The organism is Streptomyces sp. NPDC020845 (assembly GCF_044334165.1).
In the GTDB taxonomy this organism is placed as follows: Bacteria; Actinomycetota; Actinomycetes; order Streptomycetales; family Streptomycetaceae; genus Streptomyces.
In genome coordinates this window covers 1,063,135-1,078,873 of record NZ_JBIRSJ010000001.1, presented here as the reverse complement: position 1 = coordinate 1,078,873, position 15,739 = coordinate 1,063,135, and the positions used below count along the sequence as shown (strand labels likewise).

Genomic DNA, 15,739 nt, shown 5'->3' with positions numbered 1-15,739 from the left:
CGATCTCTCCGCTCAGCACGACACACACCGACACCAATCGGCCGCCCGCCGCTCGGGCCGCTCCGTTCAATGCCGCCTACACCGAGCTCAGCATAAGGGCGACGGGGCGCGAGTCCGAGGTCGGTGTCCAGCTCGGTCAACGGCAGTCCCCGTTGGCCGCGTGCGGTCAGGCCCCGCCGATCCTCCGGGGTGACCCGCGGCGACACATCGACAAGCACTTCTCAGAAAAGCGCGATGGGCGGCAGCGGAGGAAGATCTCATCCAGCTCGGCAAGGTCGTCCGCGCTGATTCGGTGGCCGACCGCGGTGGCGTTCTGGGTGACCTGCTCGGGCCGTGTGGCGCCGGCGATCACTGACGCAACAGCGGGTCGAGAGGCGAGCCAGGAGGAGGCGACTTCCACTTCATCGAGGCCCCGCTTCGCGGCGAAGTCGCCGAAGGCCGCGAGTTGGACCAGGTCGGCGTTCTCGAAGTCGTCTTGACAGAAGTGGGTCAGCCGGGCTCCCTCGGGGGCCTTGCCGGAGGAGTACGTGCCGGTCAGCAGCCCGCTGGCAAGCGGGCAGTGCGGCAGCACCCCCAGCCCGAACGCCTGGGCGGCGGGCAGCACTTCCAGCTCCGCGCGGCGGTCCAGCAGGTTGTAGTGGTTCTGTGAGGCGACGAAGCGGGTGGTGCCGAGCTGGCGGGCCAGATACTCGGCTTGGGCGATCTGCCATCCGGCGAAGTTGGAGATGAAGCTGCGCCGTACGGCTCGCCGTCCTGCTCACCGGTGTCGGGCTGATCGCCTTCGCCACCGCCGCGGCCGGCCCGGTCGCCTTCGTGGCGCTGGCCGCACCGCAGATCGCCCAGCGGCGACAGCCACCGCCTGGCCGCCCACGGTCGCCTCAGGGCTGACCGGGGCGCTGATGGTGCTCGGCAGCGATCTCATCGCCCGCACCCTGATCTCCGGCACGGAGCTGCCGGTCGGAATCGTCACCGGCGTGCTCGGCGCGCCTGTCCTGCTCTGGCTGCTCGTCCGCGCCAACCGCGCGGGCTCAGGAGGTTGATCCATGTCGGCTGATCCCCTGCCGGCCCCCGGCCCGGACCCGGATCTGCGGGCGAGTGGGCTGGGCCTGGCCTACGACAACCGGCTGGTGGTGGACGGCCTCGACCTGGCCGTACCCCCGGACGGATCACGGCCATCGTCGGCGCCAACGCCTGCGGCAAGTCCACCCTGCTGCGCGCCCTCGCCCGGCTGCTCGCGCCGCGCGGGGGCGCCGTCCACCTCGACGGCCGGGGTCTGCGCTCCGTCCCGACCCGGGAGCTGGCGCGGCGGCTCGGCATCCTGCCGCAGAGCCCGGCTGCGCCGGACGGGCTGACCGTCATCGACCTGGTGGGACGCGGCCGTTCACCGCACCGGACGTGGTGGCGGCAGTGGTCGGGCGCCGACGAGCAGGCCGTCCAGCGGGCGCTGGCCGCCACCGGCATGACCGAGCTGGCGGACCGGCCGCTGGACGAACTGTCCGGTGGCCAGCGCCAGCGCGCCTGGATCGCCATGGCGGTGGCGCAGGACACCGCGGTGCTGCTGCTGGACGAGCCGACGACGTACCTGGATCTGGCGCACCGGATCGATGTCCTGGACCTGGTCACGGACCTCAACCGGCGGGAGCCCCGCACGGTGGTGATGGTGCTGCACGACCTCAACCAGGCCTGCCGCTACGCCGACCACGTGGTGGCCATGAAGGCGGGGCGAATCGCCGCCGAGGGCGCGCCCGCCGAGGTCATCACCGCCGAGACCGTCGAGGACGTCTTCGGCCTCAGCTGCCAGGTCACCTCGGACCCGGTCAGCGGCACCCCGATGGTCACCCCGTTGGGGCGCCGCCACGGGGAGCGGCGCGAGCGGCCGGCCGCACACCTCCCACGCACCATCACAGCACCGACCCGACCATGAAGGACGACTGATGCGCGGCTCTGTGAGAGGCACCCGGCTCGCCGCGGTGCTCGCCTCCGTACTGCTCCTGTTCACCACCGCCACCGCCTGCGGCTCGGAGGAGGACTCCGGGACCGACGACGGCACATCGGCCGCCGCGGGCGGCGCCCTTCCGGTGACCATCCCGCACAAGTACGGCAGTACCACCATCAAGAACGAGCCCAAGCGGATCGTCACGGTCGGCCTGACCGACCAGGACGCCGTGCTCGCCCTGGGCAAGGTGCCGGTCGGCACCACCGAGTGGAACGGCGGCTACGAGGGCGCCATCGGCCCCTGGGCCCGGGACGAACTGGGCAGCGCCAAGCCACCGACCGTGCTCAAGGACACCGGCACGGGGCCGCAGACGGAGGAGATCGCCGCGTTGCGGCCGGACCTCGTCCTCGCGGTCTACGGCGGCCTGACCAAGGAGCAGTACGAGACGCTGTCGAAGTTCGCGCCGGTGGTGGCCCAGCCCAAGGAGTACAACGACTTCGGCGTCCCGTGGCAGCGGCAGACCGAGCTCATCGGCACCGCGCTCGGGCAGAAGGCCAAGGCGAAGGAGCTGGTCAAGGGCGTCCAGACCACATTCAGGACCGTGGCCGCCGAACACCCGGCCTTCGCCGGGGCCGACGCGGTGATGGCCACCCCCTGCGACGGCAGCTTCGTCTTCGGCAGCCAGGACCCACGCTCCCGCGTCCTCACCGACCTCGGCTTCACCCTCCCGGCCGACCTGGACAAGGTGATCGGTGACGAGTTCGGCGCCAATATCAGCAAGGAGCGCACCGACCTGCTGGACACCGACGCGATCGTGTGGATCGTCGCCGACCCGGCCAAGGACGAGGGCAAGCTCGACCGGAACCCCCTCTACGCCGATCTGAAGGTGGCGAAACAGGACCGCGAGGTCTACGTCAAGGAGTCCAGCGACTACGGGAACGCCATCTCCTCCGTGACGGTCCTGAGCCTGCCGTACACGCTCGACCGGCTGGCCCCGCAACTGGCCGCCGCCGTCGACGGCAAGCCCGCCACGCGGGTGGCACAGCCGGCGTCCTGACCGCGCGTGGCCTCGACTCCCTCAGCACGGTGGCCGGTACGCGTGCTGGGGGAAGTACTGGCGCCATTCGGCCTGGGTCATCGCGGGGAAGGCGGTGGCGCAGATCCGGGAGGCGACACGCTCGGCGCTGGGGTCCCACAGGAGCGCGGTCCAGTCTTCGCCGCCGGTGGCGAGGGTTCGGCCGTCGGGGCTGAAGGCGAGCGTGTCGACCGGCTTGTTGTGGCCTGCCAGAAGGGCCAGTTCCTGGGCGCCACCGTGGCCGGCGACGTCGTACAGCCGCACCGTGTCGTCCGAACTCGCGGCGGCCAGCATCTGCCCGCCCGGGGCGAAGGCGACGGACATGACGCCGTCGGCGTAGCCGGAGAGCCGGCTGCGCAGGACCGGGTGACGGGGATCGGCCAGATCCCACAGCCGTACGGTGCGGTCCTCACTGCCGGTGGCCAGGGTGCGGTCGTCGGGGCTGAACGCGACCGATTTCACCCCGTCGGTGTGGCCGACGAGGACAGCCAGGCGTCCGGGGTGCCGTCGGTCGGCCAGATTCCACACGCTGGCCGTGCGGTTGCGGTCGCCCACGGCCAGGGTGCGGCCGTTGTGGGAGAACGCCACGGAATCCACCGCGCCCGCTCTCCGCAGAGCGGCGAGGAGACGGGGACGCCGCACATCCGTCACGTCCCACAGCCGTACGGTGCCCCCCTCACCGCCGGTGGCCAGGGTGTGGCCGTCCGGGCTGTACGCGACCGTGTTGACGTGGCCGACGCGGGACGGCAGAACACCCAGCAGGCGGGGACGGCGCGATGCGTCCAGGGCCCACAGCCGTACGGTGCCGTCGGCACTGCCACTGGCCAGGACGCGCCCGTCCGGCCGGAAGACCACGGAGTTGACCGGGCCCGTGTGGCCGGTGAATGGGGGAAGCTCCCGGGGGCGGCGCATGTCCGCGAGGCTCCACATGCGCACGCTGCGGTCGTAGCTGCCGGTGGCCAGCAGGCGTCCGTCGGGGCTGAAGGCGGCGGAGTAGACCGAACTGCTGTGGCCGGTCAGGGCCGGTCCGGGGAGATCCCACAGACGTGCGGTCTGATCCGCGCTGCCGGTGACCAGGGTGCGGCCGTCGGGGCTGAAGGCGAGCGATCCGACACCGCTGGTGTGGCCTGAGAGAACGCCCAGTTCGCGGACAGGGCCGGCAGCGGTAACCACCCACCGGCGTACGGTGGCGTCGGTGCTGCCGCTGGCCAGTGTGCGGCCGTCGGGGCTGAACGCCACCGTGGTGACCGCGTCGGTGTGCCCGGTGAGCGCCTTCACCGGGTGGGCGTGACGTGGCGTGGCCACGTCCCACAGCCGCACCTTGTAGTCGGTACCGCCGGTGGCGAGCCTGTGGCCGTCCGGAGCGAACGCCATCGCGTTCACGGTGCCGCTGGGGTCGGCCTCGGCCGACAGTTGCCGCGGACGCCCGCCCGAGGCGGGCACCGCCCACAGCCGTACGGTGTGGTCGGCCTGGCCCGTGGCCAGCATCCGACCGTCCCGGCTGAACGCCACCGCGGTCACGGCGGCAGATACCTCCAACGCGGCGAGGCGGCGTGGCCGGTGACCGTCCGACAGCCGCCACAGCCGGATCCCGTCCCGGGCGACCACCGCCAGCGTTCTCTCGCCGGGGCCGAATCCCAGTCCGACGACCGGACCGGCGTCGGCCGACAGGCGCGCCGCGAGCCGGGGCCGCCGCACATCGCCGATGTCCCACACCGCCACCTTGCCGTCCTCGCCTCCCGCGGCCACCAGACGGCCGTCGTGGCTGACGGCGACCGTGCGGACGGGGCCGGCCAAGCGGGGCAGCGCGCCGAGCTCACGCGGCCGGTGAGGATCCGCGACCCGCCATAATCGCACGGTCCCGTCGGCGTCGCCGGTGGCCAGCAGGCCGCCGTCCGGGGCGAACGCCACCGTGGTGACCACGATCCGCCGACCGGTCAGCTGTGTGGCGTACGGAGTGGCGAACGTGCTGAGCAGAGCGCCGCGCGCCTCCGGAGTGGGCGACAGCCGGTAGGCGGCCAGACTCACCTGGGCGGCCAGGGCGGGGTTGGCCGCCCGTACCGCCGCGGCCCTTTCGGCGGCCCGCTGTGAACTCGCCACATCGCGCTGTGCGCCGGCGTCGTCGCGCTGCCGGTCCGCCGACCGCTGCGCCACGACGGCGAGAACCGCGGTCGTGGTCGTGAGGACGAGCAGGGTGCTCAGCAGCGCCACCGCCAGGTGTCCCAGCCGGGTGCGGCGCCGCACCGCCGTTTGCTCGGCCGCCCGAGCGGCCGAGCTCGCGTCCAGGAACTCCCGCTCCGGGGCGGACAGGGACGTGCGGTCGAGTCCGGTGGCCATGGTGAGGCGAGTGCCACGGTACAGCGCGCCGGGGTCGCGCCCCAGCGATTCCCAGACCTGCGCCGCGTCGGTGAGCCGGCGCAGGGTCCGGGTGTCCTCTCGGTCCTCGGTCAGCCATCTGCGCAGCCGGGGCCAGCACCGGATCAGGGCCTCGTGGGCCAGTTCCACTCGCTCGCGGTCCAGCGTCAGCAGCCGCGCGGCGGCCGCACGGTGCAGTACGGCGTCGATATCGCCGCCGTCGGCCTCGGCCAGCCCCTCCAGCTCCTCCAGTCGGGCCGGCCGCCGGGTGTCCTGCGTGCCTTCGCCCAGGGCGGTCAGCCGCACGAACACCCGCCGGGCCAGCTTTCGCTGTTCCCCGCTCAGTTGCCGGAAGAAGTCCTCCGCGGTGCGTACCAGGGCGCCCTCGAGCCCGCCCGCAGCCTCGAACGCGTCCAGCGTCAGCGCGTTGCCACGCCTCCGCCGCCAGGTCTGGAGCAGCGCGTGGGACAGCAGCGGCAGCATCCCGGGCTGGGCGTGCGCCTGGGCCGTGAGCGTCGCCAGCAGCGCGCCCTCCACGGTGAGTCCGGCCCGGTGGGCCGGTTTGACCACCGCCCGGCGCAGCTCGTCCAGGCCCATGGGCCCGACCGGCACCTGCGCATCGCGCATCGCCTCCACCAGCGGGGCGTTGTGGGTGCAGTACGTGTAGAAGTCGGCCCGTACCCCCAGCACCACCCGGCACCGGGCGCCCTCGGCCGAGGCGGCGGTGACCAGGGCCTCGATGAAACGGTCCCGCTCGAAGTCGTCCCGGCAGAGGGTGAAGGCTTCCTCGAACTGATCGACGACCAGCACCACGTCACCGCCGGCCGCATCGGAGCGGACGGTGATCTGCCGCACCGCGCGGCCCAGGTTCTCCGGGGCGTCCTTCAACTCCTCGTACAGTCCGCCCGGCGTGACCCCCGCCAGCCCGCCCAGCCGCACCGCGCACTCCTCCAGCGGCCGCGGCCCCGGCGTCAACACCACTGTCGTCGCCGTTCCTTCCAGGCGCGGCACCAGCCCGGCCCGCAGCAGCGACGACTTGCCCGAGCCCGAGGCCCCGATCACGGCCACGAACCGCTGTCGCTCCAGTCGCCCGGCCAGCTCGTCCACCAGCTGCTCGCGGCCGAAGAACCACTCCGCGTCCTGTTCCCGGAACGACCGCAGACCCGCGTACGGCGAGTCCGCGTCGGACTCCTCCCCCGGGCCGAGGGCGGAGGGCCCTTCACCGAGCTGTTCCGCCGCTTCCCGCCAACGCTGCTCCCACTCCTCCAGGTCCCCCTCACAGGCGCGCACATACGCCAGCGTCACCGCCAGCGTCGGCAGCCGCTGTCCGGAGGCCGCGGAGGACAGGGTGGAAATCGAGTAGTGCGCCTGTTCGGCCAGTCTCCGGTACGTCGGATTGCCGGCCTTCTGCCGCAGCTGTCTGAGGCCCGCGGCGAACTCCAGTAACAGGCCGTCCCCCGACTCCAGCGGTCGTTCCCTGCGCGGCATCGCCGCACCTCCCCGTTGTTTCCGCATGTCATGGCCTGCGCGGCGTCGTCACATTTTTCAGGACTTGTTTGTTCGGCACCAGGCCTCGAAGCCGAACAATGCCCGAGCCGCTAGACCTGGGAGCGGACAACGGCGTCCAGACGAGGAGTGAGTTCCGTGGACGAGCAGGAAGAGATCTACGAGGCGCCGATGGTGACTGAGGTCGGCGACTTCGCCGAGGTCACGCTCGGCACCACGCGAGGCAACGCCTTCGACGGCGGTCTGCCGCCCTTCGTATTCCAGTTCGTGTAAGCGGACGGGCGGCTGCGGTCGGTGAGGGACCAGGGCGCCCTCACCGGCCCGCGCCGCCCACCGGTGACGGTTCCAGGTCCGTGGTGTCGGTCGAGGCGGAGGAGCTTTGCGGTGAACGGGTGGTGGGTGGTGTTGCCGGATACGGAGGCCGCCGCCGCGCTGGCGGCGCGGCTGCGGCATGAGGAACCCGACGAAGGCGCGTCGAGCTGTCTGCGGCATGCGTCGGGCAGACCGTGGCTGGTCGGCCGGCGGGTCGACGGGCGCATGCTCGCCGTCCAGGCGGGGGCCACACGGCTCGCCCTGTCGGGCAGATTCACCGTCTCCCCGGAGGAGCTGCGCCGGAAGATCGCGCGGGTGCGGAGCGCGCAGGAGGTGGAGCGGGCGGTCGCCGGGCTGGCGGGCGGCTATCACGTGCTGGCCTCGGTGGACGGCAGCGTATGGGCACGGGGGACGGCTTCGGCGGCGTATCGCGTCTTCACCGCACGCGTGGACGGCGTACCGGTGGCTGCTTCGGACGCGGATGTGCTGGCCGAGCTGGTTGGTTCGGCGCCGGACATGGAGATGCTGGCGGCGCGGCTGCTGGAACCGGGGGTGTCATGGGCGGCGTTGGGCGGGCGCACCATGTGGCAGGGGGTGCGTGCCGTACGGCCGGACGAGGCGCTGATGTGGCCCCGCGACGGCAGCGGACGCACGGTGCGCTGGTGGTGCCCTCCCGAGCCTGTCCTCCCGCTGGGCGAGGCGGCACACGGGGTGCGCGCCGCACTCATGGAGGCGGTGGACACATGTACGGCGGGCGGGGGAACGGTCAGCGCAGACCTGTCCGGCGGGCTGGATTCGACGAGCCTGTGCTTTCTGGCCGCTCGCGGTGACGCCGCGTTGGTGACGGCACGCCGGGAGGGTGTGGACGCGCGCGATGACGATGCCGCATGGGCCGCCCAGGCCGCTCGGGAACTGCCCGCGGCCACGCATCTGGTGGTCGGGCAGCAAGAGACGCCCGACTGGTTCGCAGGGCTGGGGTCGCTGCGCCTGGCCGCACAGGAGCCCGGCCCCTGGACGCGGGATGTCGCGAAGCTGGACGACTTGCTGCGCCGCGTCCAAGCACACGGATCCCGGCTGCATCTGGGCGGCGGAGGCGGCGACGAGCTGTTCACCCCGGCCCCCTCCCACTGGATCGACGCCTTGGCGCAGCACCCGGGGATGGTGCTCAAGCGGGCCCGGCGGCAACGCCTCGACTGGCGTGTCAGCCGCTGGGCCATGCTGCGGGCGCTGACGGACCGGCGTGACTACCACCGGTGGCTGCTGGAGGCGGCCGACCATCTGACCACCCACCGCACGCATGGGCCGGCGGATCACCTCGGCTGGCAGCCGGTGCCCCGTATGCCCGCGTGGGCCTCCCCGCAGGCCGCCCGCTCGGCGCGGGACGTGCTGCGGGAGGCCGCCGAACGCTGCCCCGAACCGCTTGCTCCCCAACGCGGCCTCCACGCCGTACTGCACCAGGTACGGGAAGGCGGTAACACCGTGCGCCTGATCAACAAGTCCCTGCCAGGACCCGATCTCGCGCTGCCCTACACCGACGACGCCGTGGTGGCCGCCGCCCTGTCCGTCCGGCCGTGGGAGGCCGCGGCCCCGGGACACTTCAAACCGCTGCTGACAACAGCGATGGGCGGCATCGTTCCCGAGCAGATCCTGCGGCGCACGACAAAGGGCCAGTACTGTGCGGACTTCTATCGCGCCCTGGACCGGCAGCGCGGCGAAATCTCCACCCTGCTGGACGGTTCGTTGCTGGCCGAGGCCGGCCTGATCGACCCCGACCGCCTGCGCCGCGTCGCGCATTCACTCGCCTCGATCACCGACCTGGCACCGCTGATGTCCACGGTGGGCTGCGAAATCTGGCTGCGCTCACAAGAGCGGACACCGCACCACCTCACGTCCACGCTGACCGGAGCCACGCCATGAGCCGCATCACGCTGCGATGTTGAACGCCACCGGCGCCCTGGTCGACACCTGCTGGGGGCGGCTCACCCGCCGAGGCGGCATCCGCCCAGGCCGACGCCCACCCCGCGGCCACCTCCCGCGCCCGGGCCGATGTCGACCAGCTCATCTCCGCGCTGCGCGAACACCGCCTGCTCACCGACTGACAGGTGGCCGCGGTGGCCTCTTTGGTGAGGTACATGGTGACGCCGGTGGAGACAATGACCGCCGGCCGACCGGGATCGAAGCCGGCCGCGGTCAGCTGCTCCAGCCAGGACTCGCTGGCCTCGAAGTCGACCGGCACCAAGTGCAGCCAGTCGGGAATGCCGTACCCGAGTTCGGCCAGGCGGCGGCGCTTCCATGCCTGAGGGCCGGGCTGGTCTACCTCGAAGACCCGCAGGCGGGAGGCGATCTCCGGCTTGCGCTGCGCGAAGGTGTCCAGGCCGGCTCCCAGGATGACGTACTGGGCGACACCGCGGTCGGCCTGCTCGGCGACCAGCTCCTCGATGAACCGAGCGCGGGCCACGATGGCTGCCCGGAACCCGCTGGTGGCGCGCTGGTCCATATCGGGGCGGCGGCGCCAGTCCTCTTCGGGGGTCGCCAGTTGGAGGCCGATCTCGTCCTCGAGTACGTGGGGCGGTGAGTCGGCCTCCAGGTGCATCGCCCGCCAGAGCGCGACCCGCACCGCGCTGCTTTCCGGCGCCTCGGTCTGCTCGTCTGCCATGGTGTTCCCCTCTTTCGCTGTGGTCGGTCGCTGTGGTCAGTTCCCGGCGGGAGCCTGGAGGCTCCACAGACGCCCGTCGGGGTCGCGGACGGTCATCTCCTGGGTCCCGTAATGGGTGTCTTCGAACGGCGTGACCACCTCGACGGCAGGATCGGGACGGAACCTCTCTGCGTCCGGCACCTTCAGCACGATCTGCATCTGGGGGTTTCGGTCCTCGGGGACCTCGGCGATGAAGACGTACGGACCGTCGCCGTTGCGAAGCTGACCGGAGTTGTGGTCGGTGGAGAACTCCAGTTCGAATCCAAGCGCCTGGAAGAACTTCGCAGCCTTGCCCCAGTTGTGGGTCTCCAGGAACACGGCCTCGATTCCTTCGGTCGTCGTCATGTCAGATCTCCTTCTCCGTCGATGACTGTTGCTGCCGCTGGGCGTCGTCGAGATAGGCGCGCAGTGCGTCGGCGACCAGCGCCGACAGCGACATGCCCGACTCGATGGCGCGGTACTTGACCTGCTTGATCAGCCCGATCGGCAGGTACACGTTGAACTGCTTGACTTCCTCATCACCCACGAGTGCGATGCTAGCATCCTAGCAAGCTAGCCGCCCAGAGGCAGGGCTGCTCCTCGGCCCGGTTCATCAACCGGGCCGATAAAGGAGGAATCAGCCCGTCAGACGGGCGGCAGCGCGGCGGCGGCCGAACCGGCGAGGTCGTCGGCCAGCCTGCAGGCTTCGCCCTTGGAGCGCGCCCCCTTGATGACGAGGGCCACCCGCTCACTCCCCTCCCTCCGGTTCACGCTGGTGTAGGGGCGGTAGATCACCTCGACGCGGCAGCTCCCCTGGCCCTCGTATTCCGGCAGCTCAATGGCCTTGTGATCGCCGATCTCGGTCTGCAGGGGGTTCTTGTCGGTCGGCAGGTCGCCCTGCTCGAAGTGCAAGTCCACCTCCAAGCCATTGGTGGTGGACTTCCACTGGCAGTCCCAGCGGCCGAACCCGACGTCCGGGTTCTTGGCGTCGATACCGGGCACCTTCTCCAGCGCCTTGGCGCCGAGCAGCGTGCACGCGTCCTGGCGCGCCAGCGAATCGGACGCGAAGGCCGGACGTCGGGGAATCTCACCGTCGTTGAGCACCTTGACCGCGTATCGCGTGGCGACATCGGCCGTGTCGCACAGCGGCTCCTCGGTCTTCTTACGCTCTCTCGCGACCGCGGTGACTCGAAGGCTGTAGTCGCGAGCGCCGGTCACGGCCATGGCCCGCACGCACTCCTTGCCGTCGGCGCCGGATTCCGCGACGGTGACCCTGCCCATGGCCTTCCTCGCCACGGCCTCGGGCAGCGGGTCGGCGTCGAGTTCCACCCTGACACCCACCACCTTCTCGCCGCGCTCCTTCAGGTTGACGTCGCAGCGGTTGAAATTGCCCTCGTCACGCTTCAGTTCGGCCACTTCATACCGATCGAACACGGAGCTGTTCAGCAAGGCGCAAGGGTCGGCCGTGCGGGGGTCGCCAATGAAGCCCGATGCGCCGCTGCTCCGCGCGGAGCCCGTCGGCGGGGTGGCTTTGTCCGCGTCCGCTTCGTCCCCCAGGTTCATCACGAGGAACGGCACGGCGATGGCCAGCGCCGTGCCGGCGGCGACACCGGCCGTGAGCAGCGGGCGGCGCCGGACGAGGGTCGTCGTCCGGCGCCGCTGTCCGCCCGGCGGGTCCGCGACGCCGGCGACGGTGTCCGTATAGGGCTTGGTCACCGAGGTCAGCGGGAGGGCCGGGAGCTGGTCCGGCGATCCCGCGATGCCCGCGAGCGCGGTGAGCGATTCGACGGCGGTGGGACGGGCCCTGGGGTCGCGCTGGAGCATCGCGGTGAGCATCCCGCCGAGCGGTCCGACCTGGGGGCCTATGGCCTCCAGCCGGACCGCTCGTCCGGGGCCGCGCAGCGGCGGAGTCCCGGTGACCAGCCAGTGCAGGGTGGCACCGAGGGAGAACACGTCGGACGCCCGCTCGGGCGCTGCCCGGAACGCCTCGGGGGCGGCGTAGGCCGGGGTGAGGCTGATCGGTCCGTTGGGCGTGATCGTCTCACTGCCGTCCGCTCGATACGCGGCGCCGAAGTCGGCCAGCTTGGCCACTCTGTCGTGAGTGATCACGATATTGCCGGGCTTGACGTCGCAGTGCACGATCCCCTTGGCGTGCAGGGCCGCCAGCGCGGCCGCGATCTGCGCGCCGATGTGCGCAGCGAGCTGCGGGGCCATCTTCACCGGGACGTCCAGGCTCCCGCCGGTCACATGCTCCATCACCAGCCAGAACGTGGCCTTCTTGCCCTTGCCCGCGCGGACGGCGTCGTAAAGGGTGACCACATGCGGATGGCTGAACTTCGCCAGCGCGCGTGCTTCGGCCAGCAGTTGGTCGAAGCCGGCCTGGCTGTTGTCCTCGAGCAGGGCCCGTTTGAGGACGACGGGCCGGCCCAGTTCCGTGTCGACGGCGAACCAGACGGCCCCTCTTCCCCCCTCGACGGGCCCCTTCGTGAGCCGGTACTTGCCCACTTTCTCCCCCCGGCGCACAACGACTCTCCCCTCACGCAAGACCGGACCCTGCTGTTACAGGCACGCGGATCGAACTTACTGCGTACGGGATGAGTCACACAGCGTTTCCGGCGCTCTTGAGGGTGAACCCGGGCCCGGTAGGTGTCCGTGGCGCGCCGGGCGTGGCCGGTTGAGAAGGGGATTCACCTACCACTCCAGAAATCATCACCTTCTGTGGAGGTTGTGATGGGCACCTTGATCTCCTGACTAGGAGTGGGTGACCTTGAGACTGGATATCTGGACCTCGCCGTAGTTGTCACGGTCACACGGGTCCGAGTTGCCACAGTTGGCCTGCGTATAGGCCCCCGCCTTGAAGTAGTTGGTGTCGCCGTCGTGGGCGATCGTGGTCTCCCGCTGCCCGTTGTAGTACACGTCGATCTTCCCGTCCCGCGCCACGAACTTGGCCTCGAACTCGGTGCCCAGCTCGTAGTCGTCGGTGACGAGGTGGTGGCGGGAGTCGTCACCGTCGGTGATGTAGAGCTTGCGGCCCTCGAGGCGGAAGACCGTGACATCGTCGTCGCCGCCATGGACCTGGGCGCCGACCAGATGCGGCTTGTCGTTGGGCAGGGCCAGGAACGCTTCCTTGACCACCAGAGTGTGGGTGCCCTCGGTGGTCGACCAACTGGCCTTCTCTTCCCCGTCGTCCGTCATCTCCCGCAGCTCGGCACGCGGGTAGCTGGAGCCGCCCGTCGTCACGCCGTTGACAGCGGCTCGGAATCGGACCGCGTCGCACTCCCCGTTGACCCGGAACCAGGGCTTGGCGGAGAAGGTGGCGAGCTCGGGCTGTGTGATCTCGGTCGGATCCTCGTCGTCGCCGGTGGGGAGGGTCATCTTCCAGTTGGTGAGGTCGAGGACATCAGCGGGGTAGGTGCAGCGGGCGGCGGTGGCGTCATGGCGGGTGGAGTCGTCGGCCTGCGCGGGGAGTACGAGGGCGGCAGTCGAGGCGGCCACGGAGATGCCTGCGAGGACGATGACGCGCATACGCGACATGTGGGGTCTTCCTTCCTGAGCGGGGGGACGCGCACGAGCGTCAATTCCCTCGAAACGTGGAGACGTCGTCGCACGGATCTCCCCCTGGTGCGGAACGGGCGTGGTCGTTCGCCATTGTTCGCCGCCGTCACCGGGACGGGTCCCGGTGACGGCGGCGACACTCCGTGGCGCGACCCCGACCACACGCGGCCGCGGCCGGGGTCAGCCGGCCAGCTTCACCTTGGTCGCCTTGGCCACCTCGCAGGTCTGCGGCATCGCGGCGGAGTCGCCCTTCCAGGCGGCGGACGCGAGCGCGCTCTTCCGGGCTCCGGCCTGGACGGGCTGGTCGGCGAGGGTGGCGTAGACCGCCTTGTCGGGGTGCGCGGAGTTCAGAAAGCGGACCTTGACGGTGTAGGCGTAGTCCGCCGAGCCGTTCACGTTGTCGAGCTGGACGACCGCGAACAGCTTGGCCGCGTCGCGCAGCTGGCACGACTTGATGCTGACCTCGACCTTGGACGTGACGGGCTGGGCGGGGCCGGATCCATCGGCCGCACCACTCGCCCCGGCGGACGGCGACGACGTGGCCTTCGCTCCCGGCGAGCCGCTGCTGCTCGCGCGCTGCTGCCCGCTCTGCTTCCCGCTCTTCCCGTCGGCATCGGACGATGCGTCGTCCGAGCCGCCACTGGAGCAGGCCGAGAGGGCGAGGAGGGCGGAGGCGGCGAGGGCGCCGAACGTGGCGACGCGAGGAAGGTGGCGCATGGCGGAAGGTCCCCCGTCAGGACACAGGTTCGCCGGACGGACCGGCCGGATCCGTTTCACGCTAGCACCTGCGGTAATCGCCGCCCGCAGGGCGGGCGGCCGACGAGTTCGGCCTCGCTCGTGTCCGCGCGGAGGCACAGCGGACACCGACCGTCTACGTGTCGAACTCGCAGTCGCGGGTCTCCGGCAGGGCCAGCAGGCACAGGAGGCTCACCAGACAGAGCCCGCCGGTGTAGAAGCCGAGCACGAGCGGTGAATCCCACTGGCTGTTCAGCCAGGTGGCGATGGACGGGGCGAAGCCGCCACCAAGGGTGTTGGCGAGGATGAAGGCCGCGGAGGCACCGGTGTAGCGCAGCCGGGCGGGGAACAGTTCGGCCAGGAATGCCGCCACCGGAGAGAACATCAGCGCGAGCAACACGAGTCCGACCGTATAGGCGCCGGTGATCGTCAGGGCGTCGCGCGAGCTCAGCGAGGCGTACATGGGCACGGCCCATAACACGCAGCCGACGGCCCCGGTCAGCATCACCGGGCGGCGGCCGACCCGGTCGGCGAGCCTGGCGGCCGGGACGGTGATGGCGATTCCGGCCGCGGCACCGACGCTCGCGGCGGTCAGCATCGTGTTCTGGGGGATGTCGAGTGACTTCGGGCCGTACGAGATGCTGTAGACGATCGTCAGGTAGTAGACGGCTGAGCCACCGAGCGCCGCGCCGACGCCGAGCAGCAGCCGACCGGGATGCTGTTGGAGAAGTACACCGAGCGGAAAGCGGGACACCGGCGTCGGCGCAGGTGTTGTACGTGTGGCCGCCGGGCTGAACACGGGTGACTCGGAGACCGTCGTACGCACCCACAGGCCGATCAGGACGAGGACGGTGCTGAGCAGGAAGGGGATCCGCCAGGCGCCATGGGTGAAGCCGTCCCGGCCCGCGAGGTGGAGGGTGGGCAGGATGACGGCGCTGGACAGCAGGAAGCCGAGTGAGGGGCCGGCCTGGGGAATGGACGCGTACAGCGCCCGGCGCCCGGGTGGCGCGTGTTCCACGGAGAGCAGCACCGCGCCACCCCACTCGCCTCCCATGCTCACGCCCTGCAGCAGCCGGAGCGTCACCAGCAGGACGGGAGCGAGGAGTCCCGCGGTCTCATAGGTCGGCAACAGTCCGACGCCCACCGTTGCCACGCCCATCAGCAACAGTGAGGTGACCAGGGCCCGTCGGCGGCCCAGCCGGTCACCGATCGTCCCGAACAGTACGACGCCGAGGGGGCGGGCCAGGAAGGCCGCGGCGAACGTGAGGAACGCCGCCATGGAGGAGGCGGTGTCGTTGCCGGAGGGGAAGAAGGCGGGGCCAAGGACGAGCGCGGCGGCGGTGCCGTACACGGCGAAGTCGTAGTACTCGATCGTGGTGCCGATCAGGCTCGCGACGGCGATCCGCGCTGCCTTGCTCTTCGGTTCCGGCGGTGGTGCGACGGCCGGTCTGGGACGGGCGGTCTCGAGCGCGATCTTGGCGGGGGAATCGGGCATGGGGGTTCACTTCCGGTATGCCCGGAACCAAACGGTCCGGGTCCAGATGGGGACGGCCTCGCATGCAACACGAATCGGAGCGGGGTGTCACTCTAA

General features: G+C 71.0%; 12 protein-coding genes and 2 pseudogenes. 5 read left to right on the top strand and 9 right to left on the bottom strand.

Features of this window, described 5'->3' with window-relative positions; translation table 11 throughout:
* Window positions 1–166: 166 nt before the first annotated feature.
* Entirely contained in the window at window positions 167–727 is a 561-nt protein-coding gene (locus tag ACH4U7_RS03880; protein WP_398526458.1) for an aldo/keto reductase, read from the bottom strand.
* Between the two features lie 11 nt (window positions 728–738).
* On the opposite strand from ACH4U7_RS03880, the pseudogene ACH4U7_RS03875 reads away from it, so the two are divergent.
* The 3 genes and pseudogenes from ACH4U7_RS03875 to ACH4U7_RS03865 form a co-directional block, all read left to right on the top strand.
* Window positions 739–1,040, top strand: a pseudogene (locus ACH4U7_RS03875) (iron chelate uptake ABC transporter family permease subunit); the annotation flags it as partial.
* 3 nt (window positions 1,041–1,043) lie between these two features.
* Window positions 1,044–1,924 (top strand): annotated as a pseudogene (locus ACH4U7_RS03870) (ABC transporter ATP-binding protein).
* A gap of 10 nt (window positions 1,925–1,934) precedes the next feature.
* Window positions 1,935–2,993, top strand: a complete 1,059-nt coding sequence (locus tag ACH4U7_RS03865; protein ID WP_398526408.1) for an iron-siderophore ABC transporter substrate-binding protein — start codon at window positions 1,935–1,937, stop codon at window positions 2,991–2,993.
* Between the two features lie 21 nt (window positions 2,994–3,014).
* Here ACH4U7_RS03865 and ACH4U7_RS03860 read toward each other — a convergent pair whose 3' ends face one another.
* Entirely contained in the window at window positions 3,015–6,854 is a 3,840-nt protein-coding gene (locus ACH4U7_RS03860; protein WP_398526407.1) for an XRE family transcriptional regulator, read from the bottom strand.
* A 156-nt stretch (window positions 6,855–7,010) separates the two neighbouring features.
* Here ACH4U7_RS03860 and ACH4U7_RS03855 point away from each other — a divergent pair, with 156 nt between their 5' ends.
* Both ACH4U7_RS03855 and ACH4U7_RS03850 read left to right on the top strand, forming a co-directional pair.
* Entirely contained in the window at window positions 7,011–7,145 is a 135-nt protein-coding gene (locus ACH4U7_RS03855; RefSeq protein ID WP_398526406.1) for a lasso RiPP family leader peptide-containing protein, read from the top strand.
* 111 nt (window positions 7,146–7,256) lie between these two features.
* A complete protein-coding gene (locus ACH4U7_RS03850; RefSeq protein ID WP_398526405.1) occupies window positions 7,257–9,101 on the top strand; it encodes an asparagine synthase-related protein in 1,845 nt (614 codons plus the stop codon).
* Here ACH4U7_RS03850 and ACH4U7_RS03845 read toward each other — a convergent pair.
* The 7 genes from ACH4U7_RS03845 to ACH4U7_RS03815 form a co-directional block, all read right to left on the bottom strand.
* Window positions 9,070–9,840 carry a class I SAM-dependent methyltransferase gene (locus tag ACH4U7_RS03845; protein WP_398526404.1) on the bottom strand — a complete coding sequence of 257 codons (771 nt, stop codon included), beginning with the start codon at window positions 9,838–9,840 and terminating at the stop codon, window positions 9,070–9,072. The two genes, ACH4U7_RS03850 and ACH4U7_RS03845, sit on opposite strands and share 32 nt — an antisense overlap.
* A 36-nt stretch (window positions 9,841–9,876) precedes the next feature.
* The gene (locus ACH4U7_RS03840; RefSeq protein ID WP_398526403.1) at window positions 9,877–10,224 is read right to left on the bottom strand and encodes a VOC family protein; all 348 of its coding nucleotides are present in this window, start codon (window positions 10,222–10,224) and stop codon (window positions 9,877–9,879) included.
* 1 nt (window position 10,225) lies between these two features.
* Window positions 10,226–10,405 carry a CopG family transcriptional regulator gene (locus ACH4U7_RS03835; RefSeq protein WP_398526402.1) on the bottom strand — a complete coding sequence of 60 codons (180 nt, stop codon included), beginning with the start codon at window positions 10,403–10,405 and terminating at the stop codon, window positions 10,226–10,228.
* 98 nt (window positions 10,406–10,503) lie between these two features.
* Window positions 10,504–12,381 (bottom strand): serine/threonine-protein kinase, encoded by a 1,878-nt coding sequence (locus ACH4U7_RS03830; RefSeq protein ID WP_398526401.1) that lies wholly within the window; start codon window positions 12,379–12,381, stop codon window positions 10,504–10,506.
* Between the two features lie 228 nt (window positions 12,382–12,609).
* A complete protein-coding gene (locus ACH4U7_RS03825; protein ID WP_398526400.1) occupies window positions 12,610–13,392 on the bottom strand; it encodes a polysaccharide lyase family 7 protein in 783 nt (260 codons plus the stop codon).
* A gap of 201 nt (window positions 13,393–13,593) precedes the next feature.
* Complete coding sequence (locus ACH4U7_RS03820; RefSeq protein ID WP_398526399.1) at window positions 13,594–14,130, bottom strand: hypothetical protein; 537 nt, start codon at window positions 14,128–14,130, stop codon at window positions 13,594–13,596.
* A gap of 154 nt (window positions 14,131–14,284) precedes the next feature.
* Window positions 14,285–15,643, bottom strand: coding sequence for an MFS transporter (locus ACH4U7_RS03815; protein WP_398526398.1), 1,359 nt, complete (start codon window positions 15,641–15,643; stop codon window positions 14,285–14,287).
* Window positions 15,644–15,739 lie beyond the last annotated feature (96 nt).